The organism is Pseudomonas sp. RU47, assembly GCF_004011755.1.
In the GTDB taxonomy this organism is placed as follows: domain Bacteria; phylum Pseudomonadota; class Gammaproteobacteria; order Pseudomonadales; family Pseudomonadaceae; genus Aquipseudomonas.
This window is the reverse complement of record NZ_CP022411.1, coordinates 4,641,085-4,665,351: the sequence shown is the minus strand read 5'-3', so window position 1 is coordinate 4,665,351 and position 24,267 is coordinate 4,641,085. Positions and strand designations below refer to the sequence as shown.

26 protein-coding genes are annotated in these 24,267 nt (G+C 58.7%); 11 read left to right on the top strand and 15 right to left on the bottom strand.

The genetic code is table 11. The features are described from left to right. Nucleotides 1-153: 153 nt before the first annotated feature. The 3 genes from CCX46_RS21195 to CCX46_RS21185 all read left to right on the top strand — a co-directional run bounded on the left by CCX46_RS21195 (nt 154) and on the right by CCX46_RS21185 (nt 1,781). Nucleotides 154-390 carry a glutaredoxin family protein gene (locus CCX46_RS21195; protein WP_127929219.1) on the top strand — a complete coding sequence of 79 codons (237 nt, stop codon included), beginning with the start codon at nt 154-156 and terminating at the stop codon, nt 388-390. 112 nt (nt 391-502) lie between these two features. Further along, a complete protein-coding gene (locus tag CCX46_RS21190) occupies nt 503-820 on the top strand; it encodes a transcriptional regulator (protein WP_123466484.1) in 318 nt (105 codons plus the stop codon). A 70-nt stretch (nt 821-890) separates the two neighbouring features. After that, nucleotides 891-1,781 (top strand): pseudouridine synthase, encoded by an 891-nt coding sequence (locus CCX46_RS21185; protein WP_127929218.1) that lies wholly within the window; start codon nt 891-893, stop codon nt 1,779-1,781. Between the two features lie 79 nt (nt 1,782-1,860). On the opposite strand, the gene CCX46_RS21180 is transcribed toward CCX46_RS21185, so the two are convergent. Together CCX46_RS21180 and mobA are read right to left on the bottom strand one after the other, a co-directional pair. Continuing rightward, nucleotides 1,861-2,082 (bottom strand): YgdI/YgdR family lipoprotein, encoded by a 222-nt coding sequence (locus CCX46_RS21180; RefSeq protein ID WP_007908660.1) that lies wholly within the window; start codon nt 2,080-2,082, stop codon nt 1,861-1,863. 77 nt (nt 2,083-2,159) lie between these two features. After that, nucleotides 2,160-2,762: a molybdenum cofactor guanylyltransferase MobA gene (gene mobA / locus CCX46_RS21175; protein WP_127929217.1), complete on the bottom strand. Its 603-nt coding sequence runs from the start codon at nt 2,760-2,762 to the stop codon at nt 2,160-2,162. A gap of 81 nt (nt 2,763-2,843) precedes the next feature. On the opposite strand from mobA, the gene moaB reads away from it, so the two are divergent. Together moaB and CCX46_RS21165 are read left to right on the top strand one after the other, a co-directional pair. Next, nucleotides 2,844-3,383 carry a molybdenum cofactor biosynthesis protein B gene (gene moaB, locus CCX46_RS21170; protein ID WP_064120226.1) on the top strand — a complete coding sequence of 180 codons (540 nt, stop codon included), beginning with the start codon at nt 2,844-2,846 and terminating at the stop codon, nt 3,381-3,383. Beyond that, nucleotides 3,367-4,593: a molybdopterin molybdotransferase MoeA gene (locus CCX46_RS21165; protein WP_127929216.1), complete on the top strand. Its 1,227-nt coding sequence runs from the start codon at nt 3,367-3,369 to the stop codon at nt 4,591-4,593. Before moaB ends, CCX46_RS21165 begins: the two co-directional genes overlap by 17 nt. 60 nt (nt 4,594-4,653) lie before the next feature. Here the strand turns inward: CCX46_RS21165 and CCX46_RS30740 are convergent, their stop codons facing one another. Continuing rightward, nucleotides 4,654-4,962 (bottom strand): hypothetical protein, encoded by a 309-nt coding sequence (locus CCX46_RS30740; protein ID WP_174245074.1) that lies wholly within the window; start codon nt 4,960-4,962, stop codon nt 4,654-4,656. Between the two features lie 313 nt (nt 4,963-5,275). On the opposite strand from CCX46_RS30740, the gene yegS reads away from it, so the two are divergent. Then, a complete protein-coding gene (gene yegS, locus CCX46_RS21155) occupies nt 5,276-6,193 on the top strand; it encodes a lipid kinase YegS (RefSeq protein ID WP_127929215.1) in 918 nt (305 codons plus the stop codon). Here the strand turns inward: yegS and CCX46_RS21150 are convergent. The 3 genes from CCX46_RS21150 to CCX46_RS21140 all read right to left on the bottom strand — a co-directional run bounded on the left by CCX46_RS21150 (nt 6,177) and on the right by CCX46_RS21140 (nt 8,680). Next, a complete protein-coding gene (locus CCX46_RS21150) occupies nt 6,177-6,836 on the bottom strand; it encodes a response regulator (RefSeq protein ID WP_034155212.1) in 660 nt (219 codons plus the stop codon). The two genes, yegS and CCX46_RS21150, sit on opposite strands and share 17 nt — an antisense overlap. Beyond that, nucleotides 6,833-7,726 (bottom strand): sensor histidine kinase, encoded by an 894-nt coding sequence (locus tag CCX46_RS21145; protein ID WP_127930432.1) that lies wholly within the window; start codon nt 7,724-7,726, stop codon nt 6,833-6,835. The genes CCX46_RS21150 and CCX46_RS21145 overlap by 4 nt, the downstream gene beginning before the upstream one ends. A 486-nt stretch (nt 7,727-8,212) precedes the next feature. Continuing rightward, a complete protein-coding gene (locus tag CCX46_RS21140) occupies nt 8,213-8,680 on the bottom strand; it encodes a hypothetical protein (RefSeq protein ID WP_127929214.1) in 468 nt (155 codons plus the stop codon). Between the two features lie 455 nt (nt 8,681-9,135). On the opposite strand from CCX46_RS21140, the gene CCX46_RS21135 reads away from it, so the two are divergent. Both CCX46_RS21135 and CCX46_RS21130 read left to right on the top strand, forming a co-directional pair. Then, nucleotides 9,136-10,071, top strand: coding sequence for a chemotaxis protein CheV (locus tag CCX46_RS21135; protein ID WP_007908676.1), 936 nt, complete (start codon nt 9,136-9,138; stop codon nt 10,069-10,071). 167 nt (nt 10,072-10,238) lie between these two features. After that, nucleotides 10,239-11,045, top strand: a complete 807-nt coding sequence (locus CCX46_RS21130) for an MOSC domain-containing protein (protein ID WP_127929213.1) — start codon at nt 10,239-10,241, stop codon at nt 11,043-11,045. 86 nt (nt 11,046-11,131) lie between these two features. Here the strand turns inward: CCX46_RS21130 and ppnP are convergent, their stop codons facing one another. From ppnP to CCX46_RS21090, 8 genes are all read right to left on the bottom strand, one after another. Further along, a complete protein-coding gene (ppnP, locus tag CCX46_RS21125; RefSeq protein WP_003226701.1) occupies nt 11,132-11,416 on the bottom strand; it encodes a pyrimidine/purine nucleoside phosphorylase in 285 nt (94 codons plus the stop codon). 117 nt (nt 11,417-11,533) lie between these two features. After that, nucleotides 11,534-12,076: an exonuclease domain-containing protein gene (locus CCX46_RS21120; protein ID WP_127929212.1), complete on the bottom strand. Its 543-nt coding sequence runs from the start codon at nt 12,074-12,076 to the stop codon at nt 11,534-11,536. A gap of 70 nt (nt 12,077-12,146) precedes the next feature. Next, nucleotides 12,147-14,108, bottom strand: a complete 1,962-nt coding sequence (locus CCX46_RS21115; RefSeq protein WP_127929211.1) for an acetyl-CoA carboxylase biotin carboxylase subunit — start codon at nt 14,106-14,108, stop codon at nt 12,147-12,149. A 118-nt stretch (nt 14,109-14,226) separates the two neighbouring features. Next, a complete protein-coding gene (locus CCX46_RS21110; protein ID WP_127929210.1) occupies nt 14,227-15,024 on the bottom strand; it encodes an enoyl-CoA hydratase/isomerase family protein in 798 nt (265 codons plus the stop codon). Further along, entirely contained in the window at nt 15,021-16,178 is a 1,158-nt protein-coding gene (gene atuD / locus CCX46_RS21105; protein WP_007908685.1) for a citronellyl-CoA dehydrogenase, read from the bottom strand. The genes CCX46_RS21110 and atuD overlap by 4 nt, the downstream gene beginning before the upstream one ends. Before the next feature lie 30 nt (nt 16,179-16,208). Beyond that, nucleotides 16,209-17,825, bottom strand: a complete 1,617-nt coding sequence (locus CCX46_RS21100) for an acyl-CoA carboxylase subunit beta (protein WP_127929209.1) — start codon at nt 17,823-17,825, stop codon at nt 16,209-16,211. Between the two features lie 3 nt (nt 17,826-17,828). After that, complete coding sequence (locus tag CCX46_RS21095; RefSeq protein ID WP_127929208.1) at nt 17,829-18,698, bottom strand: SDR family oxidoreductase; 870 nt, start codon at nt 18,696-18,698, stop codon at nt 17,829-17,831. Between the two features lie 12 nt (nt 18,699-18,710). Continuing rightward, nucleotides 18,711-20,495: an acyclic terpene utilization AtuA family protein gene (locus tag CCX46_RS21090; protein WP_127929207.1), complete on the bottom strand. Its 1,785-nt coding sequence runs from the start codon at nt 20,493-20,495 to the stop codon at nt 18,711-18,713. Between the two features lie 184 nt (nt 20,496-20,679). On the opposite strand from CCX46_RS21090, the gene CCX46_RS21085 reads away from it, so the two are divergent. The 3 genes from CCX46_RS21085 to CCX46_RS21075 all read left to right on the top strand — a co-directional run bounded on the left by CCX46_RS21085 (nt 20,680) and on the right by CCX46_RS21075 (nt 23,293). Beyond that, the gene (locus CCX46_RS21085; RefSeq protein ID WP_122597091.1) at nt 20,680-21,303 is read left to right on the top strand and encodes a TetR/AcrR family transcriptional regulator; all 624 of its coding nucleotides are present in this window, start codon (nt 20,680-20,682) and stop codon (nt 21,301-21,303) included. 92 nt (nt 21,304-21,395) lie between these two features. Next, a complete protein-coding gene (locus CCX46_RS21080; protein WP_127929206.1) occupies nt 21,396-22,193 on the top strand; it encodes a substrate-binding periplasmic protein in 798 nt (265 codons plus the stop codon). A gap of 86 nt (nt 22,194-22,279) precedes the next feature. Further along, on the top strand, nt 22,280-23,293 hold the full coding sequence (locus tag CCX46_RS21075) for a GNAT family N-acetyltransferase (RefSeq protein WP_127929205.1): 1,014 nt from the start codon (nt 22,280-22,282) through the stop codon (nt 23,291-23,293). A gap of 136 nt (nt 23,294-23,429) precedes the next feature. On the opposite strand, the gene CCX46_RS21070 is transcribed toward CCX46_RS21075, so the two are convergent. Beyond that, a complete protein-coding gene (locus tag CCX46_RS21070; RefSeq protein WP_127929204.1) occupies nt 23,430-23,984 on the bottom strand; it encodes an RNA polymerase factor sigma-70 in 555 nt (184 codons plus the stop codon). Nucleotides 23,985-24,267: the final 283 nt, after the last annotated feature.

Here is a 24,267-nt window from a genome sequence, read left to right as displayed (position 1 = left end):
GGATCGCGTAAATGGTTTTTCTGCGGACTGATTTGCGTCAGGGTTTTGCCTGTGAATCTTCGTCGAGGGGACTGGAGCCTTTGGGCGGCGGTGGCTCGACGGGTTTTCAGCTGCGGCCTAGAATAGGCCCACTCATTTTCTGGTTGAGCAATCATGCCTCCTGAATGTCAGCTGTTCGGCACCCTTGGATGCCATTTGTGTGAAGTCGCCGAGGCCGTGCTGATGGAGTTTGTCGAGCGCGGTTTGCTGGTCGAACTGGTCGATATCGCTGAAGATGAATCCTGGTTTGAAGCTTATAGCCTGCGGATTCCGGTGTTGCGTCGTGTCGACACAGGGGCAGAATTGGGGTGGCCATTCGGCTCCGATGACATCGTCGCGTTTCTGCGTTAATCAGCATTTTTTCGTTTATCCCGCCGGTCGCCGCTGCCATCCATTCCTTGGCATTTTGCGGACTGTTCGGTTACTGTATGTGTATACAGTAAATGCGTCAGAGGGATGAACCGTGGTCAATGTCGAACAGTTGAAGAACAGCGTGAACCGGATGTCGGTTGACGTGGTGCGCGAGGCGGTTCTCGAATTGCGCCTGGACGGGTTGGTCACGGAAGGCAAGACGCCCTTCAACAAATTGCATTTCAACACCTGTTTTGCCGAGATCGAGGCCTTGTTTCAGCGTGCCGGTTATCACAAGCAACTGGATGTGGTCGGTTATCAGGGTTTGCTCTACGCCTTGTATGACCCGGGCCGCTGGGAGGCGGTCGATGTGCTGCGCTGGCTCAAGGAATTCACTGAAGCTGCAGCGCTCAAAACGATCCCGGCCTGAGCATTCAATGCTAGGTTCACTTCCCTCAGTGCTGGATAATGCCGCCCTGTATTGAGGGTTTGATTTCCGTATGTCCACATCTACATTCTCTGCTGCGCAGAATCAGGCGAGCACGCTTTATCTGCCACCCGGTAAATGGCTGACCGTACTCGATTGTCTGTGCGAGCATTTCAGCGCTATTGATCGCGAGCAATGGCTGGACCGCATCGCTCGGGGACGCGTGCTGGATGGCCAAGGTCAGCCAATCCCGGTGGACTTGCCTTACAAGGAAGGTCTGCGGATTCATTATTTTCGCGAAGTGCCGGACGAAAAGCCGATCCCGGTGGTCGAGTCGATCCTGTATGCGGACGAGCATCTGGTGGTGGCTGACAAACCACATTTTCTGCCAGTGACACCAGCCGGTGAGTACGTCGAACAAACGTTACTGCGGCGTTTGATCCGACGTCTGGACAATCCTCACCTGGTGCCGCTGCACCGCATCGACCGGCATACGGCGGGACTGGTCATTTTCTCGGCCAATCCGCAAACCCGTTCGGCTTATCAGTCGCTATTCCCTACGCGGCAGATCGACAAACGCTATGAAGCCATCGCCCCAGCGCTGCCGGATCTGAGTTTTCCCTTGGTGCACAAAAGCCGTCTGGTGGATGGCGAACCGTTTTTCCGCATGCAGGAAGGCGAAGGTGCGAGCAATACCGAAACGGCGGTGGAGGTTCGGGAAAAACATGGCGATCTGTGGCGCTATGGATTGTTTCCGGTGACCGGCAAGAAACATCAACTGCGCGTCCACATGACTGCGCTGGGCGCGAGCATCTGCAACGATCCGTTTTATCCGCAGGTGTTGAAAGACGTCGAGGACGATTACGCCAATCCGCTGAAGTTGTTGGCGCAAGGTTTGCGGTTTATCGACCCGTTGACCGGTGAAGAACGCGAATTCGAGAGCCGGATTACGCTGCAGTGGTGATACCGACTTCACTTTTCGAGCGCCCATAAAAAAGCCCGCAATCAATGCGGGCTTTCTGTATCCGGTGTCGAACCAGAGCTTACAGCTCTTTAACGGTACGAACCTGATCCTTGTTGATGCGGGTTTCTTTGCCGTCCAGCTGTTTGAACTCGTAGAAGCCCGAATCATCATCGTATTTCGGGGTGTCGACGGCCTGGATTTCGCGACCGTCATTCAAGGTGATCACTGTAGGCGAGGAGCAACCGGCGAGGGTGGCAAGGCCCAGTGCGAGCATGAAAGTGGCGAGGGTCCGTTGAGTCATGGTGTGTCTCCGAATGGAAATTCTTTTGGTTACTGAGCTTGAGACGTATACAAGGCGTGAGAGTTCCTTGAATAGTGTCAGTCTGACACAGTGTTGTGGGAATTTAACAGTTCGGGGGTGTTGAGGTTGGCCAGTCGCGGGTCGTTGTCCGGGCATTGCAGGGCAGTGGCACCGAGACCGCGCATGACCCGGCCGGGGCTGCGTTCACCGGCGTTCCAGGCGTCTTCGAAGGCCGATAAAAGAGCCACCGGAATTACACACAGCAACGGTTCCCAGTGCTCGTCATGGCGCAACATTAAAGGTTTTTCAGGATTCAGATTGGCGGTCTCACGCATGCTTTGCAGCAGTGCTGCGTCAATTCGCGGGACATCACAGGGCAGGACCAACAGGTGCGTGTGGCGCGCCGCTTTCAGGCCGGCGCGAATGCCGGCCAATGGCCCTGGGAAATCGCCCTCGTCATCGACGACCAATTGATCGGCGAATGGCGCGTAACGCTCGCGATTGCGGTTGCACGAAATGATCAGGTCGTCAGTCATTGCACGAACCTTGCGCTGCAAATGTGCAATCAACGGCTCACCCAGCCACTCCACCAAGCCTTTGTCCTGACCGCCCATGCGTTGGCCGCGTCCGCCTGCCAGGAGCAGAATGGAGCAGGGTGGCAATTGCATATTCAGGGGCATGGCAGCTCTCCAGAGGGGCGGCGAAAAAATGAGGCGCTGTGATATAACACCGGGCTGTTTCTCCTACAACTGGACGAGCCTATGAAAGCCAAGGCTGATGTACCTTTCGTGCCGCTCAATATTGCGGTGCTGACAGTCAGTGACACCCGAACTCTGGAAACCGACACCTCAGGTCAGGTCTTTGTCGACCGCTTGACGGCGGCGGGCCACCATCTGGCAGAGCGGGTCTTGCTCAAAGATGACCTCTACAAAATTCGCGCGCAAGTCGCCAACTGGATTGCCGACGATGTCGTGCAGGTAGTGCTGATCACTGGCGGCACCGGATTCACTGGCCGTGATAGCACACCCGAAGCGGTCGCCTGTCTGCTCGACAAACAGGTCGACGGGTTTGGTGAGTTGTTCCGGCAGATTTCGGTAGCCGATATCGGCACTTCGACGGTGCAGTCCCGTGCATTGGCCGGCCTGGCCAATGGCACGCTGGTTTGCTGTTTGCCGGGTTCGACCAATGCCGTACGCACTGGCTGGGACGGCATCCTTGGTGAGCAACTGGACGCTCGGCACCGCCCGTGCAATTTCGTCACCCATCTGAAACAGGCGGCGCCTTGTGAATCCCGTGGGTAAGCCGGGCAAAACGGGGGCGCTGATGCCGGTCGAGGTGGCGCTGGCGCGTCTGCTCGAAATGGCTGAAACGTCGGCAATTGTCGAGCATGAGTATTTGCCGCTGGCACAGGTTCAGGGGCGGGTGCTGAGCGAGGACCTGATTTCGGCGCTGGATCTGCCACCCTGGCCTAACAGCGCCATGGACGGTTATGCGTTGAATCTGGCCGACTGGAATGGCCAACCGGTGCCGGTCAGTCAGAAAGTGTTTGCCGGGCAATCCCCCGAACCGCTGAAGCCCGGCACTTGTGCGCGGATTTTCACCGGGGCTCCGGTGCCGGCGGGTGCTGACTGTGTAGAAATGCAGGAAAACGCTGAGGTTCAAGCCGACGCAATGGTGCGTTTCCTGGAACCGATGAAAGCCGGGCAGAACATCCGCCCGCAAGGCCAGGAAACTACCGTCGGTGAGCTGATTCTGCCTGCCGGCACTCGATTGGGTCCGATTGAGCAGGGATTGGCTGCATCGTTGGGCTGCGCCGGACTGAAGGTGGTGCGCAAGGTGAGAGTCGCGGTGATTTCCACCGGCGATGAGTTGGTCGAACCAGGCCAGGCACTGGGGCCGGGTCAGATATACAACAGCAATCGGGTGTTGCTGTGCAGTTGGTTGCAACGTCTGGGCTGTGAGGTAGTCGACGCCGGCATTCTCCCGGATGATCTGGCCACTACCCGTGCCCGTCTGGGTGAGTTGCAGGATGTTGATCTGATTCTTTCCACGGGTGGCGTCTCGGTGGGTGAGGCGGATTTTCTGGGTATTGCCTTGCGCGAAGAGGGTGAGCTGGCCCTCTGGAAGCTGGCGATCAAGCCCGGAAAGCCGTTGACGTTTGGGCATTTCCGCGGCGTGCCGGTCATTGGTTTGCCCGGCAATCCGGCGTCAACATTGGTGACCTTCGCGCTGCTCACTCGGCCTTACCTGTTACGCCGCCAGGGTGTGCGGGACGTCGAGCCGCTGAAGTTCACTGTCCCGGCTGGTTTTGTCTGGCCGGTGGCAGGCAATCGGCGCGAATATCTGCGTGGTCGTCTGGAGCAAGGACGGGCGACTGTTTACCGCAACCAGAGCTCAGGCGTACTGCGTAGCGCTGCGTGGGCAGATGGATTGGTCGAAGTGCTGGAAGGCCGCACATTGAGCGAGGGAGACGAAGTTGCCTTCATTCCGCTGAGTGACCTGCTGGACTGATCGCAGTCTCGCAAATGCAGGCGTCGGTTGACTCTGGCGGCGCCTGCAATGACTCATTCGTCAGTTGCTGATCAATGTCACAAGCTGGTCGAATCGGCTGTTCGCCACCCAACCCAGCAGTCCCAGAACTACTGCTGTCGCGCCTGCCGAGTAGGCAAGCCGGTGTTTGATCGTTCTGACATCACTGCGAACTTCGTCCATGTCCCGTCGTAGATATTTGAGATGGGTTTCCAGCTCGGTTACACGAGGTTCCATATCAACTTCTCCAGTAGCTCTGGCGCTGTTTTTGAATTCGGACTTGTGATTCGCGCGACTTTCGACGAGAGGGCCGACCGGGCTCACTGGCATTCTTGCTTCATGACTTGGCATGGAAGCATCCACCGGTTGTTTCGAATGTTCGTTTGCTACCTGTTCCAGCTCCCGAACTGACAAGAGCACTGGGGGTGTATCCGCTCATTACATGCACGTCCTTGTGTATTGGATTGAAGATTGATACCGCCAGAACACGGTGACTCAATGCTCGGACCGGGTCAATTAAGCCGATTCCGCATGTTTTGTAAGAAAAAATACCGCTGTGTAGGACGTCCGGGCCGGAAGGCTGAATTAATTGTGATTTCCACGGCTTTTTTGTGTGCGGCAGCGGTCAAGATGTTTCAACCGATTCGATTTGTGGAGTGACGTAATGACTGAACGCCGAGCGCTGTTGATTCTGCATGGCAAGCAGGCTCTCAACGAGGCGGTTCGCACCGCCGTCGAGGACAAGCGTAAACAGGGCTGGGAACTGGCCGTACGCCTGACCTGGGAGGCAGGGGATGCTCAGCGTTGGGTCGAACAGGCATTGGCGGACGGCTACACAAAGATCATTGCCGGCGGTGGTGATGGGACGTTGCGCGACATTGCCGAAGCGCTCGCGGCGCATCCGGGTAAAGCCAGCCTGGTGCTTTTACCTTTGGGCACCGCCAACGATTTTTCTCGCGCAGCCGGTGTGCCACTGGAGCCCGCCGAGGCACTCGAGCTACTTGATGTACCGCCGCGCAATATCGATCTGGGTGAAGTGGGCGGGCAGATTTTCCTCAACATGGCCACTGGCGGTTTCGGTAGCCAGGTCACGGCCAATACCTCCGAGGACCTGAAAAAGGTGCTGGGTGGTGCCGCTTATCTGTTCACCGGTTTGTCACGGTTCAGTGAGCTGCATGCCGCTTACGGCGAACTTCAGGGGCCGGACTTTCACTGGCGTGGCGAGTTGCTGGCGCTGGGCATCGGCAATGGCCGTCAGGCCGGCGGCGGGCACGTTTTGTGTCCAGAGGCGCTGGCCGATGACGGTTTGCTGGATATCAGCATCCTGCCGGCACCGCAGGAGCTGGTTGGCACGTTGAAGACGCTGCTCAGTGATGGTTTCGGGATCGACAACATGTTTGTACGAACCCGCTTGCCATGGGTCGAAATCAAGGTCGCCGAGGGGCTCTGCATCAATCTTGATGGCGAACCGCTGGAAGGCGACAGCATGCGATTTGAAGTGCGTCCGGCGGCGTTACGTGTGCATTTACCGGAGCATTCTCCATTGTTGGGCGGCGCCGGATCGGTCAGTCGTCCAGGCTGATGATCTGTTCGCGCACGGCGAACAGCACCAGGCCTGCAACGTCGTAGATTTGCAGGCGCTTCATGATCTGAGAGCGGTGGGTCTCGACCGTCTTGATGCTCAGCCCCAGGCCATTGGCGATTTCCCGGGTGGATTTCCCGCGCACGATCAAGCGCAGGATTTCCAGTTGGCGGGCGGTCAGATTGTGCGAGTCGGCGATTTCCGGCTGCTGCTTCTGGTTGCGCGTCAGGGCCTGATTGATCACGGTATGGGCGATGGCCGGGCTCAAATAGCGCTCGTTGTTGCGCAAGGCTTCCAGCGCATGTTCGAGTTCGGTGGCCGTCGTGTCCTTGAGCAGGTAACCATGGGCGCCGGACTCCAGAGCCTGCATGATCAACGCTGGATCGGTATGCATCGACAGGATCAGCACCTTGCTCTGCGGGCGCACCCGCTTGAGCCGTTGCAAGGCTTCCAGGCCACCGGTTTCTTTCATGGAGATATCCAGCAAGACGATGTCGGGACTCAATTGCTCGACCATTTCGAGCAGTTGCGAACCGTCATTGGCCTCGCCAATCACCGCGTAACCGGGAATATCCAGCACCAGAGCGCGCACGCCGGCCCTGATCAGCGAGTGGTCATCCACCAGAAGTAAGTTGCAAGTCAACGCATAACCTTATTCGTACTGGCCCGCTCGAGTGCGCGAGGCGCCCAGGGGAAGAGTGCTTCGATTTGAGTGCCTTTGCCCGGTTCGCTGATGACGTTCAGGGTGCCACCCAGTTGTTCGATTCGTTCGGCCATCCCGGCCATGCCTCGTTGTCCTTCACGACCCGGATTGACAGCCGGGGCGAATCCCAGGCCGTCATCGCTGATCAGCAAGGTCAGGCCTTTTGGCAGACGTTGCACGCGTATCACCAGGTTTTTCGCCTGTGCGTGACGCAGGATATTGGTAACAGCCTCCTGGGTGATGCGAAAAGCGGCCACGGCCATTTCTTCTGGAATACCGTTAAGACGCTGCTGGCAATCAAGGCTCCAGTGCACGTTGCTGTTGGTCAAGGTCTTGAGCAGATGCGCACGCAGACTGGCTTCAAGTCCCAGGCTGGTCAATTGACGTGGATTGAGAATGGCCGAAACGTCGCGCACTTTGTTAAGGGTTTCTTCCAGGGTGTCGCACAACGCCGTGCATTGTTCCTGCAAGTCAGCCGGCATGCGTCGTTTGAGCCACTCGCTCTGCAGTTTGGCGGCCGTCAGCAACTGGCCGATATCGTCGTGCAGTTCACGGCTGAGGCGATGGCGTTCGTTTTCCTGGACTTCCAGCAGACGGTCGGCGAGCTCCTGCGGCTGAAACTTGATCGATTTGCGCGACAGGCGATATTGCACCCAGACACACGCGGTAGCCGCAATGTCGAGCAATAGCAATCCAAGGCAAAGTGGAGTCGAAAGACTGTAGGTCAGCAGGCTGCCAAGCGTTGCCGCGATACACAGTATGAGTGTGAACCGGCGTGCATTTTCCCGGGAGGGTGGCCATGTAGTGATTGACTTGAGGCTGGCGTACATAACGGATGGAGCCAATGGATGTTCGCTGCGGGCAGACCGGCCGGAGGCTGGCGGGTCTCTGTCTGAAAATGCTGTGAATTATGTTATTGATTTCAACGCGGTTCAGTGAACGTATTGATCGCCTACTTCAGCGAATATCGCTCTCTGAAGTCACTGTGCCATTAATTTGAAAGCAATTAGTGCCCGGCATAATACCACTTAAGATACCGTTGGTCGCGTTTGCTATATATGTCCATTGAGTCAGGAAATAGGCGATATTGGACGCAAGTTCCATAATGGAAAAAGCCGATTTATTGTGTGCGGGAGATGTTGGTGTTGCCTGAAAGTGTGCTTGTTTACACACAGGCAAACCCTGAGGCCGGCAGAAAACATTCGTGTCTGTCAAAGCTGATTATTTAATTCGGTTTGTCGCTGACAGGTATGAACTATCCAATTACGACATCAACGTTTGAGTTCAATGTGCCTGCGCGGAGTACTAGGGGCAGTTCAGGCTTGGCCCGAGTAGGGCAGTTGAGGCAAACGTTTGCCCGTCAATGGTGGCTGCAACTGGCTTTGTCCGACCTGGAAGGCGAATGCTTCGATCAGCGATGTCTGTTCGCTTTCATCAAGGCTCAGTTGCCCGGTCTGCTGATCGACCAGTTCCAACTGCCAGGCCATCAGCGTGAAGCAGTCCTGCAACGCTTGCAGCGCTTGTTCGTGCAGGTCGACGTGATCCTGGTTCAGATTGAGCAGGCTGTAAATGTGCAGGGAAAACTCGGAAATCGCCTCCAGCGCCAAGGCTTCAGCGCGGCGTGCGAGTTTGAGGAGGGTACTGAGTATGCACTCGATGGCGTCCTTGTCATTGCTGATCAGTTGCAGATGGCTGAGGCATTCTTCGGACTTGGCCAGGAGTTGTTCGGCCTCGACAAGGAATTCGGGGAAGCGTTGTACCCACTCTTTGCGGTCCATTGGCATGCTTATCTCCACCACGTCATGTCTGATGAGGGAATGCCGTGTGTGGCGACGATCATGAATCGTCGGGAGATCGCGCCCAGACGTGCAGGTGCACAGGCTGAGGGGTTCCAGAGGGGGTGTTTCCACTGAACTGCGATCGCACACAATAGCCTGACTCCGTTCATGCAATGAGAATGGCGTCACATTAATGGCTATTGGATATTGCGAATATCAGGTTGGGCCTGATTGTTACTAGGGGAATCCCTTAGACACGGGAACCTACCGTGCAAACCGAGGTCGCGCCGCAGAGAATGTAGCAGATGAAAATCACTGCGCCAGTAAACCATGATGTTAATGTGACATCAATGCCCGATCATGGCATTTTTGCGCGGGTCTGGCATGGCAATCAAGAACCGCCATTTGCCGCCGATAACCTCACATAGTGAAATTCATCAGAACAAGCCCAGGAGTCATTGATGGCCGGCATTCTCGACACGGTAGACCAACGCACGCAACTGGTGGGTGAGAATCGCCTGGAAATTCTCATGTTTCGACTGGCCGGGCGTCAGTTGTTCGCGATCAACGTGTTCAAGGTTCAGGAAGTGCTGCAACTGCCGAAGCTGACCTTGATGCCGCAGCGTCACCCGTTTGTCTGCGGGGTGGTCAATCTGCGCGGTCAGACCTTGCCGGTGATCGATCTGTCGCAAGCGATCGGCATGCGTCCATTGGTGCCGGGGCCGAACAGCACGATCATCGTCACCGAGTACAACCGCTCGGTGCAGGCTTTCCTCGTCGGCGGTGTAGACCGCATCGTCAACATGAACTGGGAAGCCATTCTGCCGCCGCCGACCAGCGCCGGGCGCCAGCATTATCTGACCGCGATCAGCAAAGTCGATGATCAACTGGTGGAAATCATCGACGTCGAAAAAGTCCTCGCCGAAATCGTCCCGTACAACGCCAAGGTCTCGCGGGAAAAACTCGAAGACCCGGTGCTGGAACGCGCCCGTGGCCGTGAAGTGCTGTTGGTGGACGACTCCAACGTCGCGCTCTCGCAATTGCGTGACACGCTCGGCCAGCTCGGCGTGAAAATGCACATTGCCAGCGATGGTCTGAAGGCGCTGAACATGCTCAAGGCCTGGGCCGATACCGGCGTCAACATGACCGACAAGCTGCTGATGATTTTCACCGATGCGGAAATGCCGGAAATGGACGGCTATCGTCTGACTACCGAAATTCGCAACGACCCGCGACTGCGTGGCCTGTACGTGGTGCTGCATACCTCGTTGTCCGGCAGCTTCAACGATTCGATGGTGAAGAAGGTCGGTTGCGACAACTTCCTCTCCAAGTTCCAGCCGGACAAACTGGTCGACGTGGTTCGCCAGCGTCTGATGCTCGACGAAGTTCCAGCCTGATCACACACCCACTGTAGGAGTGAGCCTGCTCGCGATAGCGGTGTGTCAGCCCCGAATCATTACCTGACACACCGCTATCGCGAGCAGGCTCACTCCTACAGTTATTGCTCTTTGATTCCTGATCAAGCTCGTATAGGGTGGCGTTTTTATCCTCCAGGGAGCTGGCCATGCTGCGTCTGAGCGCGCTTTATCGTTACCCGTTGAAATCCGGCAAAGTCGATGTGCTGCAACACGTCGACCTCGACAAGCTGGGCCTTGATGGCGACCGACGCTGGATGCTCGTGGACGAAGCCAGCGGCCGCTTCCTGACCCAGCGCGCCGAAGCGAAGATGAGCCAGTTGTCGGCCCTGTGGAATGTGCAGGGCGGTCTGACCCTCAGTGCGCCGCAGCAGTCTTCCATCGACATCGCCTTGCCGGGCAACGACGCTGAACTGCGCGGCGTGACGATCTGGCGTGACACCTTGCGCGTGCCGGATGCCGGTGATGAGGCTGCCCGGTGGGTCAGCGATTTCATTGGAAAACCGACCCGTCTGGTGCAGGTGCCGCTGGATCGCGCTCGCACCACGCAAGCTGGCTATGGCTACGAAGATGATCAGGTCGCGTTCGCCGACGGATTTCCTCTGCTGTTGATCGGCGAAGCCTCTTTGCAGGATCTCTCGCAAAAGGTTGGACGCCCGCTGGAAATGTTGCGTTTTCGGCCGAACCTGGTGATCGAGGGCAGCGAGGCATTCGCCGAGGACGGCTGGAAGCGGATTCGCATTGGCGACGTCGAGTTTCGCGTGGTCAAGCCATGCTCGCGCTGCATTCTCACCACCATCGACCCGCAAACCGGCGAACGCAGTGCCGATCGTGAACCGCTGGCAACCCTGCAGAAATATCGCGCCGAAGCCGATGGCGCGATGTTCGGCCAGAACCTGGTGAATGACAGCAATGGTCGACTCGAAGTCGGCATGCCGGTGGAGATTCTCGAGTAATCCGCCAATGAAACGAAAATGCCCGTGTCTTTGGACACGGGCATTTTTATGGGTGCAGTACTTCTTTTTCGCTGCGAGCCTTGGGGTTAGCCGCGGTATTCGCACAGGTAAGCGGTGTCGACCGCCACTTTCAGCTGGAACTTGCTGTTGGCCGGAACGTTGAACTGGCTGCCAGCGGCGAAGGTTTCCCAGTCGCTGCTGTCGGGCAGTTTGACGGTCAGTGCACCAGACACGACGTGCATGATTTCACGCTGAGCAGTGCCGAATTCGTATTCGCCCGGCGCCATGACGCCGATGGTCGCCGGACCTTCAGCGGTGCCAAAGGCGATCGACTTGACGGTGCCGTCGAAGTACTCGTTGACTTTAAACATGGGCGATTCCTCGCAAAGGGCTGAAAAATGGAGGCGGCCAGTATGCACAAGGCGTTCAACGCCGTCACCTGCCCGGCGTCTGTCCAGTGAGTTCTCGAATTGAACCCAGAGTGGCAATCAGAGTGGCAATACCAGTGGCAACAATCGCGCGGTGTTGCGTGCATCCTCCAGCGCTCGATGCTGTTGACCGCTGAACTGCATGCCGGCCAATTGCAGTGCGCCGTTAAGGCCCAGCGGCCGTTCGAGGCGCCGAGCCTTGGCGAAGCGTTGTTTGAGGTTCATGTGCGGCACTTTGCTCAAGCCGCTGTCGATTTGCAGACGCTGCCACTCCTGCAACAACTGCTTGCGGTCGTAATCACCCCAACTGGCCCAGCCTTCGAGACGTGATTGATGCTGGGCCAGCCAGCGTTCGAACGCCGGCCAGACTTCGGTCAACGGCTGCGCCGTGTCGATATTGGCCTGAGTGATGTGCGTGAGCTCACGACAAAAAGGTGTCAGCAATGGCCGCCGCGTCGGTTTGACGAAGCGCTGGAAGTGATCCTGCTCGCGCCCGGCGCGATCGACCAAAGTGGCGCCGATCTCGATAATTTCCATTTCGGTGACCGGCCAGCCACCCTCATCGGTGGTGGCTTCCAGATCTATGACCAGCCAGTGGGGCATCGCAGGGTTCCTGATTTCCGCGTTCTGATAACTCAGAGCGTAGTCAAAACCCGCATCCGCGTGTGGGCGACTACTCGACCTGCAACAGAACCTGACGATTTTTTACCTGATCGCCGACCTTGACCTGCACCCGCTTGAGCACGCCGTCGATGCCGGCCTTGAGCGGGTGCTCCATTTTCATTGCCTCCAGCACCACCAGCAACTGACCTTTGCTGACCGGGCTGCCTTCGCTGACCAGTACGTCGACGATGGCACCGTCCATCGGCGCTTTCAGGGTGCCGGAGCTGACGCTGGTCTGACTGTCGATCACGGCGTGAGTTCGATCCTCCAGGCGCAGGCTTCCGGGGAGGGTGAACAGCCAGAGCTGCTGGCCATTCTGGCGAAAGGCCTGGCGCTGGCGCAGACCGTCGACTTCCAGCGTCACTGAATGTGCGTCGTGGTCGATGAGTTTCAATGCCAGCGTGCGTTCGCCGACCTGCACCTTGAACGCACCTTGCGGCTCGGCGAGCAGTTGCAGTGTCCAGTTCTGTTCGTCGCGGCCAAGACGATAATGCAGCGGCACACTGGCGTTGTTGCGCCAGCCGGAAAGCGGCGCGTGATGGCTGAGGGCGCTGGTTTGATAGAACAGCACTGCGGCGATCGCCAGGTCTTCGACACTCGGCGAGTAACGGTGCAGGCTCGGATGATCGCTGAAATGCTGCGCAATGAAGGCGGTACTGAATTCACCGCTGATGAATTGCGGATGTTGCAACAGGCTGACGAGCAGGCGCTGATTGCTTTGCATGCCCAATAAAACCGTGTCCTGTACTGCGCGCAACAGTTTGCGCCGGGCCTCTTCGCGAGTGGCGCCGAAAGCGATCATTTTGCCGAGAATCGGGTCGTAAAACGGGCTGATCGATTGCCCTTCCAGCAAGCCATGATCGATTCGCGCGCCGTGTCGAAGCGCTGGCGCCCAGGCTTCTATGCGGCCGGTTTGCGGCAGAAAATCCTGTGCTGGATCTTCGGCATAGAGTCGCACTTCGATTGCATGCCCGTTGAGCTGGACCTGATCCTGAGTCAGCGGCAATGGCTGACCTTCGGCAACCAATATTTGCCACGCCACCAGATCCAGCCCGGTGATCAATTCAGTCACCGGGTGTTCCACTTGCAAACGCGTGTTCATCTCCAGAAAGTAGAACTGTCCGCGCGCATCGAGCAAGAACTCCACCGTGCCGGCACCGACGTAATTCACCGAGCGGCCAGCCTTGAGCGCCGCTTCACCCATGGCCTGGCGCAGTTCGGCGGTCATCACCGGGCAAGGTGCCTCTTCGATGACTTTCTGGTGGCGACGCTGGATCGAACAGTCGCGTTCGCCCAGGTAGATCAGGTTGCCGTGTTGATCGCCGAACAGTTGTACTTCGACGTGCCGTGGTTCGAGCAACGCTTGTTCGAGAATCAATTCGTCGCTGCCGAAACCGTTCAAAGCTTCGGAGCGTGCGGTGCGCAGTTGCGCCGGCAGATCAGCGGCGTCGAGCACCAGACGCATGCCGCGTCCACCGCCGCCGGCGCTGGCTTTGATCATCAGTGGATAACCGATGCGTTCGGCCTCGCGCAGTAACGTTGCGTTATCTTGTTCAGCACCCTGATAACCGGCGATGCACGGCACGCCGGCTTCGAGCATGGCGATTTTTGACTGGCGTTTGCTGCCCATCAGCTCGATGGCTGCGACGCTGGGGCCGATGAAGATCAGCCCGGCTTGCTCGCAGGCGCGAGCGAATTCGGCGTTTTCCGAGAGAAACCCGTAGCCTGGGTGGATTGCGTCGGCGCCGCTGCGGCGGGCGGCGTCCACTATGGCCGAGATGTTCAGGTAGGACTGCTGCACGGGCGCGGGGCCGATGTGTACGGCTTGATCGGCCATTTTCACGTGCAGGGCATCGGCGTCGGCGTCGCTGAAGACGGCGACGGTGCGATAGCCCAAAGCCTGGGCGGTACGCTGGATGCGGCAGGCGATTTCACCGCGGTTGGCGATCAGGATTTTGTGGATGGCGGGCATGGTGATCTTCCTGAATATTTGGCGGTGGATTGGCTGGCCTCTTCGCGAGCAGGCTCGCTCCCACAAGGGGTTTGCGTCGTTCACAAAACCTGTGGGAGCGAGCCTGCTCGCGAAGCTTTTAGCTGGCCCATCGAGGTTTGCGTTTCTGCATGAATGCCATGGTTCCCTCCACACCTTCGTCGCCAGTCACCGCTTCGCTAAACCACTGCGCCGCCTCATCAAGCAATTCACTCGAAGGCTGGCCGGCACTCGCCAACAGCAATTTCTTGGTCATCGCATTCGCCTCCGGCGCGCAACACAACACATGTTGCAGTACCTCATCCAGCCGCTCGGCCAGCGCCTGCGGATCCTGTTCGACAAAGTGCACCAGCCCCAGACGCCGTGCCTGATGCCCGTCAAAACGCGCTGCCGTTAGCGCCAACCGACGGGTTTCGGTCAGGCCGATGCGCTGCACCACAAACGGTGCGATCTGCGCCGGCAGCAAGCCGAGGCTGGTTTCCGGCAGACCAAATTGCGCCTGATGATCGGCAATCGCGATATCACTGACACACGCCAGACCGAAACCACCGCCGAGCACCGCGCCTTGCAGCACCGTGATCAATACTTGCGGCGTGTGTTGCGCCTCTTCCAGCAAGGCGCCGAAAGCACGATTCAGATCACGATAAGCATCAGAGCCCTGAGCGCGTGCACTGGCCATGTCCTTGATATCGCCACCGGCACAGAAATGCCCGCCAGCACCGCTGAGTACCAAGGCCCGGACAGCATGGTCATCCCGCACAGCCGCCAGCATCGAGCGCAATTCAGCCACCATCTGCAGGCTCATCGCATTACGGCTGTCCGGCCGATTGAGGGTGATGTGCAGCACACCGCCATGCAGCTCCAGCAGCAGCGTCTGGCAATCCGGCAGGCTGCTCATTTCTTTTTCCCGGGCAGGATGCCCATCAGTTTGCAGATGATCCCCAGCATGATTTCGTCGGCGCCGCCGCCAATCGACACCAGCCGCACATCGCGATAGGCGCGGGCCACCGGGTTGTCCCACATGAAGCCCATGCCGCCCCAATATTGCAGGCAACTGTCGCTGACTTCGCGGCCGAGGCGTCCGGCCTTGAGCTTGGCCATCGACGCCAGGCGCGTGACGTCCTGGCCTTTCACGTACTGCTCGGTGGCCTGATAGACCAGCGCGCGCAGGCATTCGATTTCGGTCTGCAATTCGGCGAGGCGAAAGTGGATCACCTGGTTGTCGATCAGCGCATTGCCGAAGGTCTTGCGCTCTTTGCAATATTCGATGGTGCTGTCGACGCAGTATTCCAGGCCTTTGATCATGTTCGCTGCGCCGAACAGACGTTCTTCCTGAAACTGCAGCATCTGCATCATGAACCCGGCGCCTTCATGACCGATGCGGTTGCGCTGTGGCACGCGCACATTGTCGAAAAACACCTGGGCGGTTTCCGAACTGCGCATGCCGAGCTTGTCCAGATGGGAACTGAGACTGATCCCCGGTGTGTTCATCGGCACCATGATCAGCGACTTGTTGATGTGCGGTTTGTCGTCCGAAGTGTTGGCCAGCAGGCAGATGAAGTCAGCGCTCGGCGAGTTGGTAATCCACATCTTGCTGCCGTTGATCACATAGTCGTCGCCGTCCTTGCGCGCGGTGGTTTTCAGCCCGGCGACATCAGATCCGGCGCCAACTTCGGAGACGCCGATGCAACCGACCTGTTCGCCGGTGATCGCCGGACGCAGGAACTCTTCCCGCAGTTCATCGGAGCCGAAGCGGGCGAGCGCCGGGGTGCACATATCCGTCTGCACGCCGATCGACATCGGAATGCCGCCGCAATGAATGGTGCCGAACTCTTCGGCGGCGACAATCGAATAGCTGTAGTCGAGGCCCATGCCGCCGAATTTTTCCGGTTTGGAAATACCCAGCAAACCGAGGTCGCCGGCCTTGCGGAAAATCTCGTGGATGGGAAAGCGGCCAGCCTTTTCCCATTCATCGACGTGCGGATTGATCTCGTGCTCGACGAACTGGCGGACGGTACGGCGCAAGGCTTCGTGTTCCGGGGTGAAGATCATTGTTCTTGTTCTCCGTAGAATCCGTGGCGGTCAGAACCGGCTGACGCCGAAGCTGTTGGGTTGCAACGTGCGAATGTCGGCTTCGTGGCAGATATCGAGCAAATAGCCGAGCAGGGTGCGCGTGTCGCGCGGATCGATCAGCCCGTCATCCCACAGGTTGGCGCTGCCGTAGAGCGCGGTGGACTGGCTGTCGAGTTTCTGCGCGGTGACCTGTTCGAGCATGTCGAGCATCTTCGGGTCTGGCGTCAGACCGTCCTTGAGCTGTTTGGCTTCGGTGACGATGCGCAAGACTTTCCCGGCTTGTGCGCCGCCCATCACCGCCGTGCGGCTGTTCGGCCAGGCGAAGATGAAACGCGGATCGAGACCGCGCCCGCACATCGCGTAGTTGCCGGCGCCGTAGGAACCGCCGACGACCATCGTCAGTTTAGGCACGCGCGCATTGGCCACCGCTTGAATCAGCTTCGAGCCGTGTTTGATCACGCCTTGCTGTTCCGATTCGGTACCGACCATGAAGCCGGTGGTGTTGTGGAAGAACAGCAATGGCGTCTGGCTCTGATCGCACAACTGGATGAACTGTGCAGCCTTGCTTGCACCGTTGGGTGTGATCGGGCCGTTGTTGCCGATGAAGCCGCAGGCGCGGCCCTGAATCTTCAATTGGCCGCAGATGGTTTGCTGATCGAACTCGCCTTTGAACTCGACGAAGTTCGATTCGTCGGCAATGCGCGCGATGATTTCGCGCACGTCATAGGGCTTTTTCGGATCGTCCGGAATCAGTCCGAGCAATTCATCGATGGGGTAGAGCGGTTCTTTGTACTGCGGCTCCGGCAACCATGGCAGTTGTTCATTCCACGGCAGCATGCGCAGGATGTCACGCACCTGACGCACGCCATCGGCATCGTTCTCCGCGAGGTATTCGGCGGTCCCGGCGACCTGCGCATGCATCTCGGCGCCACCGAGTTCTTCATCGGTGGCGACTTCGCCGGTGGCGGCTTTGAGCAGCGGCGGCCCGGCGAGAAACAGCTTGGCCTTGCCGCGCACGACCACCACGTAATCCGACAGCCCCGGCTGATAAGCGCCGCCAGCCGTGGCTGAACCGTGCACCACGGTGATCTGCGGCAAGCCCATGGCGGACATTCGCGCCTGGTTGGCAAAACTGCGCGCGCCTTCGACGAAAATCTCGGCGGCGTAGTTGAGGTTGGCGCCGCCGCTTTCGGCGAGGGTGATCACCGGGAGCTTGTTTTCCTGAGCGATCTGTTGCAGGCGCAGGGATTTTTTCAGGCCGCTCGGCGAGATGGTGCCACCCTTGATCGCGCTGTTATTCGCCACGACCATCGCGCGGATGCCGCAGACATAACCGATGCCGGCGATCAGTCCGCCACCGGCCGAGCTGCCGTCCTTGTCGTCGTGCAGTTTGTAGCCGGCGAGGCTGGCCAGTTCGAGGAAGGGGGCACCGGGATCGAGTAATAGATTCAGGCGCTCGCGGGGCAACAGTTGCCCGCGCTTGTCGAATTTCGCCTTGGCTTCTGCGGCTCTGTTCAACAGGTTCTGTTCGAGCTGCTGCACTTGCTCGATGGCCGTGAGCATTGCCGCACGATTACGGGCAAAGGCCTCACTGCGCGGATCGAGTTGAGACTGGATCTGCGACATGACTTACTCCTTGTCCTTGAGGACATCGGGGAGGTAGGCCCGGTGAAAGCCGTTGAACGACTCGCTGTGATTCGCCTTGTGCAGCGGCCATGCACGGCTGCCAAGGCTGGCCGCACCGTCGATTTTCAAGGTGCTGCCGCTGATGAACGCCGCCGCCGGGCTGAGTAGAAACACAATCGCTGCGCTGACTTCCGACTCGGTGCCGATGCGTTTGAGCGGTACATGCTCGCGCAAGGTTGGAATCACCGCTTTGAACGCACCTTCATAGGTGTCCATACCACTGGAGGCGATCCAGCCCGGCGCCACCGCGTTGACCCGCACCCCGGCATAACCCCATTCAAACGCGGCAGTCTTGGTGAAATTGTCCATGCCCGAACGCGCCGCGCCGGAGTGGCCCATGCCGGGCATGCCGCCCCACATGTCGGCGAGCATGTTGACGATGCTGCCGCCGTGTTTGCTCATCGATTGGTTGAACACTTCCCGCGCCATCAGGAAACCGCCGACCAGGTTGGTGCGCAACACGGTTTCGAAACCTTTCTGATTGATCGAAGCCAAGGGCGACGGGTACTGGCCGCCGGCATTGTTGACCAGACCGTGAATCGGCCCGTGCTCGGCGATCAGCTCCTTGACCAGTTGTTTCACCGCTTCTTCATCGCGGATATCGCAAGCCTTCCAGTGCGCGCGGCCACCGTCCTCGGCGATTTCGCCGGCGACTTTTTGCAGTTTTTCCGGTTTGCGCCCGACCAGCAGCACATTCGCGCCGAGCGCTGCCAGTTCATGCGCGGTGCAACGGCCGATGCCGCTGCCGCCGCCGGTGACGATGATGGTCTGGCCGCTGAACAGATCGGCCTTGAATATCGACGCGTAAGCCATGCAAACCCTCCTCTAGTCGAGCTGTACGGCGATGCTTTGCGGCACCGGAATCTGGATTTCCAACAGTTGCTGGGCGAAGGCTTTGCCTTGCGGGTCGATGCGCAGACTGGCCACGCCGCCACCGCCGAGCGCGTTTTCCAGGAGAAAATTCAGGCTGTGGGTGCCGGGCAGATACCAGCGTTCGACCCGGCCGTGGATCGGATCGAGGACGTGGCTCATCCAGTCGACGATGACGGCTGGCGTCAGCGCTTCGGCGATCCACGGCAGGTATTCGGGTTGGCGCGGCAGCACGCCGATGTTGCTGTGATTGCCTTTGTCTCCAGAGCGCGCCACGGCCAGTTTCACCAGCGCCACGCTGGCATCGGCGCGGCCTTGAGGTTTGTCTGGTTGGTGGGCAATCGGCAAATCGTCACTGTCGAGTGCAACCAGTGAGGGCAGGGCGCAAGGATGGCTTTTACCGGCCATGTCGATTTGCAGGGTGCAGGCACTTTTATCAATCAGGAACGAGAACAGACGGATCAGCGGGTACACCGTTGGCCGTCCGCCGACGATGCCGGTCAATCCCGGCGCCATGGCGGTCGCGGCCTGGGCAATTTCCCGGGAGAACAGGATCAATGCCTGTTTGTTCGGGTGACGCACGGCGAGTTTGATTACCACCTCACGGCTATCGTGACGCTGACCGTGGGGGCCGTAGGTGGCTTCGCTGCCGAGCAGTTCGATATCGGTTTCGCTGTAGGGCGCCCAGCCACGCTGGCTGAACATCTCCGCCGTTCTGGCGATGATCGCCTGACTGACGCGCCGTGCCTTGTCCACCGCATCGATACCGGCGATCAGGCAACTGGCGGTGCAGCGAAAACCGTCCGGGTAAGTGGCGCTGACCTTGTACTTGTCGCTGGGCGGCAAGCCTTTGGCGCCGTGCACGTGCACCGCGTTTTTGCCTTGCTGCTGAAGTTTGACCTGAGTGAAATCGCAGACCACGTCGGGCAGCAGATAGGCCTGTGGATCGCCGATTTCATACAGCATCTGTTCGCCAACGGTCAGCGGCGTGATCAGTCCGCCGGAGCCTTCAGGCTTGCTGACGATGAATTGGCCGTCGGCGCTGACTTCCACGATCGGAAAGCCGATGTGTTCGTAGTCCGGCACCTCGCGCCAATCGGTGAAATTGCCGCCGGTGCATTGCGCGCCGCATTCGATGATGTGCCCGGCCAGCGCGGCTTGCGCGAGTTTGTCGTAGTCGTGCCACGACCAGCCGAATTCGTGCACCAGTGCGGCACTGACCACAGCGCTGTCGACCACGCGTCCGGTGATGACGATGTCGGCGCCCAGACGTAGCGCTTCGACGATGCCCGGTGCGCCGAGGTAGGCGTTGGTCGACACGCACATCGGTGGCAGCGGAGCGCCGCTGAACATCTCGCTGATGCCGCTGAGGTGTTTGAATTGCGGTTGCAGATCATCGCCGAGCAGTACGGCGATTTTCAGCTTGATGCCGGCCTTGTCGCAAGCTGCTTGCAAGGCGTTGGCGCAGGCCTGCGGATTGACTCCGCCGGCATTGCTGATCACGCGGATGTTCTGCTCGGCCAACTGTGGCAGCAGGGGCGTGAGGATTTCGATGAAGTCACTGGCGAAGCCCGCCTGCGGGTCCTTCAGGCGTGCGCCGGCCATGATCGACAGGGTGATCTCGGCGAGGTAGTCGAACACCAGATAGTCCAGCTTGCCGCCTTCCACTAGCTGCGCGGCGGCGGTGGACGTATCTCCCCAGAATGCACTGGCGCATCCGATGCGAACGGTGGTGGGCATTTTTATCTCCGACTCAGCAACCTGCGACAGAAGTGTCTGGAGGCTACCAAGCAAGCGCTTGGTTTGTAAACAGTTGAAACTATCTTCTGCCCAAGCGCTTGCTTGGTTGCCGCTGGCGGCTTAAATTGCGCGCAACCCTGCGGTTTCAGGGGGCAACAGACTGATCGACTGTAGGAGAGAACGGGTGGACGAGCAAAAAGCCCTGAGGGTCATGCGCGATTTGGTCGACGAAGGCCAGTTGACCGACCCCGACAGCGCCCGTGGCAAATTGCTGCAAGTGGCGGCTCACCTGTTTCGCAACAAAGGCTACGAACGCACCACGGTGCGCGATCTGGCCGGCGCCGTCGGCATCCAGTCCGGGAGCATTTTTCATCACTTCAAAAGCAAGGATGAAATCCTTCGCGCGGTGATGGAAGAAACCATCCGCTACAACACGGCCCTGATGCGCGCGGCGCTGGCCGACGCTGCAGATGTGCGCGAGCGCGTGCTGGCGCTGATTCGCTGCGAACTGCAGTCGATCATGGGCGGCAGCGGTGAAGCCATGGCGGTGTTGGTTTATGAGTGGCGCTCGCTGTCCGAAGAGGGGCAGGCCAAAGTACTGGCGCTGCGCGATGTTTACGAAGACATCTGGCTGCAGGTGCTGGGTGAGGCCAAGGACGCCGGATTTATCCGTGGCGATGTATTTATTACCCGACGTTTCCTCACTGGGGCACTGTCATGGACGACCACATGGTTCCGTGCCGGCGGCAGTCTGAGCCTTGATCAACTGGCCGACGAGGCGTTGATTCTGGTCCTCGAAGAACGTTGAAGCACTTTCTATCCAGCCGGGAAACTGGCTAACTGGGCGAAACCGCCTAGCTTGAATGCATTGATCGGTATTTTTTCGGGGAGTGGGGTGTTTTGAAGTCTTTGCCAATTCGGACGGCCGCGGGGTTGATGCTCGCAGCGCTGGCTGCATTCTGGGTATTGCCCGCTCAGGCAGCGCAATTGGTTCGGGTCGGCGCGGCGCATTTTCCGCCTTACACCATTCGCCCGGAAAACGGTGCCGACACCGGCCTCTTGCCGCAACTGGTCGAGGCCCTCAATCGCCTGCAAAGCGACTATCAGTTCGTCCTTGTGCCGACCTCGATCCCCCGGCGTTTCGGTGACTTCAAGCAGGGCCGGATCGACATGGCGATTTTCGAGAATCCGGAATGGGGCTGGAAGGATATCCCGCACACGGACGTCGACATGGGTCTTGAGGACGCGGAAATTTTCGTCGCGCAACGCGAAGACGGTCGTCAGCAGAACTATTTTGCCGACCTCACCGGCAAGCGCCTGGCGCTGTTCAGCGGTTATCACTACGAGTTCGCCAACTTCAACGCTGACCCCAAATTTCTTGCACAGAATTACAACGCTACGCTGACCTATTCCCACGACAGCAATCTGCTGATGGTCCTGCGTTCGCGGGCGGATATCGCCTTGGTGACGCGTTCCTATCTGTTCGATTACCTGCTGCGTAACGAGAAGGTGCGGGACGAATTGCTGGTGTCGCAGCGCATCGATCAGGTCTATCACCATTACGCCATTCTTCGCCCGACGGCGCCGATCACCGGTGCTGCGTTTGGCAAGCTGCTTAAGGGGTTACGCGACAATGGTGAAATGTTGAAGATTTTCGATCCGTACAAGATTGCGGTTGTGCCGGTGCCCCTTCATTGATGCCTGATTTCCCTTGAGGGCCTAAATTTCCCCTCTCGGCTCACGTCACATCGTTGAACTGTCGACGATTATCGTGAGCCCGACCCATGTCCAATCTGAATGACCTCACTGCCCTGGCCTTGCCATCGGGCAGTCAACTGATCGCTGATGCTACCGAAAGCCGTCTGAGCCTGAGCCTGGACGGGCAATCACTGATTCGCCTGCGCCTTGACCGGGAGGCCAAGGGACCGATCCAGCTTGATGAGCGCTTTGCGCTGCCGCCCGGGCAGGCGCTGTGGGCGGCCTGTTACTGGCTGTTCGCGCGGGATCCGGCGTGCCAGCAATTGACCTGGCAACTGGATCAGCCGCCGACTGAGGCGTTGCTCAGTGGCTTGTTGGTGAGCACCGAAGTGGCTGGCGAATATCGCAGCGAGCGCACGCTGTTCTGGCAATTGCCACAACCGTGGCTCGGCACTTCGCTGACCGGCAGCTATCCGCAGCAGATGATCATCAGCCAAGGCAAGCGTCATCCGCTGCGGCCGGTGAAGCCGCGCGGTGAAGTCTATCGGCGTTTCGATGCGCGTCTGGGTGCGTGGATTTCTCTGCGCACCGTAGAAATCGAAGAAGATCTGCCGCGTTTCAACCGCTGGCAGAATAGCCCGCGTGTCGCCAGTTTCTGGCAGGAAGAGGGCAGTCTCGAGAAACACCGCGAATACCTGGACAAGCTCGATGCCGACCCGCACACGCTGACCTTGATCGGCTGTTTCGATGATCAGCCGTTTGCCTATTTCGAGGCTTATTGGGCCAAGGAAGATCGTATTGCGCCGTTCTACGATGCCGACAATTACGATCGTGGCATTCACATGCTGGTCGGCGAGGAGGATCACCGCGGGCCGCACAAAGTGGCGAGCTGGTTATCGGCGCTGGTGCATTACCTGTTTCTGGATGATCCGCGCACGCAGCGGGTGGTCGCTGAACCACGCGCCGACAATGCGAAGATGATCGGCCATATGCAGAATCAGTGCTTTCACTGTGAGAAAGAGTTCGACTTCCCGCACAAGCGTGCGGCGCTGATGATCCTGGGGCGTGAGCGGTTTTTTGATCGGTGCAAATTGGCGTGATGATCTGGCTTCAGGATTTCTGTGATCTTGAGGCCGCCTTCGCGAGCAGGCTCGCTCCCACATGGGTTTTGTGGCACTCACAAATTCCATGTGGGAGCGAGCTTGCTCGCGAATGGCTTGACGCAAAATCTGAATCTTAGCGACGACCCGCGATCACCGCATCCCGACGACTGCCCGAGACCTTGCGGCAGTGCACCAGCGCATCACGAATCATGAAGTTGACCAGGGTCGGCGAAACGCCGAGTTCCTTGGCGATGTCCTTTTGCGGCACGCCGTGCAGGCGGTACATCTCGAACGCATAACGAGTGCGATTCGGCAGCTCGGTCAGTGCGTCGGCGATGTTTTCCAGGGTCGAAAAGTTGATGTGCGAGGTTTCCGGCGAAGCACCCTGGATGACCACATTCAGCCCTTCCTCTTCAGGGCCGGAATATTTCTGTTCCAGCGCCTGTTTACGGTAGTGATCGATGGCGAGGTTGCGCACGATCTGGAACAGATAGCTCAGTTGCGCCTTGATCGACGACGTGATCGGTGGCGCCGATTGCAGTCGGAAAAACGCATCCTGCACCACATCTTCGGCGCGCGACCGGCAGCCGGTAATGCGGGCTGCAATCTTGACCAGAATCAGTCGATTGTCGACGAATGCCTGAAGTAGCGGTGAATCGCACTTGCTTGTGGATACTTGTTCCGTCATGGAAATCACCTTGCTGCCAAATAGGTTAGTGGGACGCCTTCGGGGACGGGCCGTCCTACACATCGAGCGACAAATTATGTTGAATGATAATGATTGTCAATTGAGAAAGAGAACTAATGATCCAAATCGGTGCGATGTGAGAACTGCGACACGCCGCCACACCCCGGCCCCGTTGGCGATCCAGCCTGCCGACTAATTATTTCAAGACGTCATCCGTTCTCATTGGTGAATGGTTCCGGGTGAAGCGCCCGGCCAGACAGCATTCCAATGCCTCGCGCGGTCG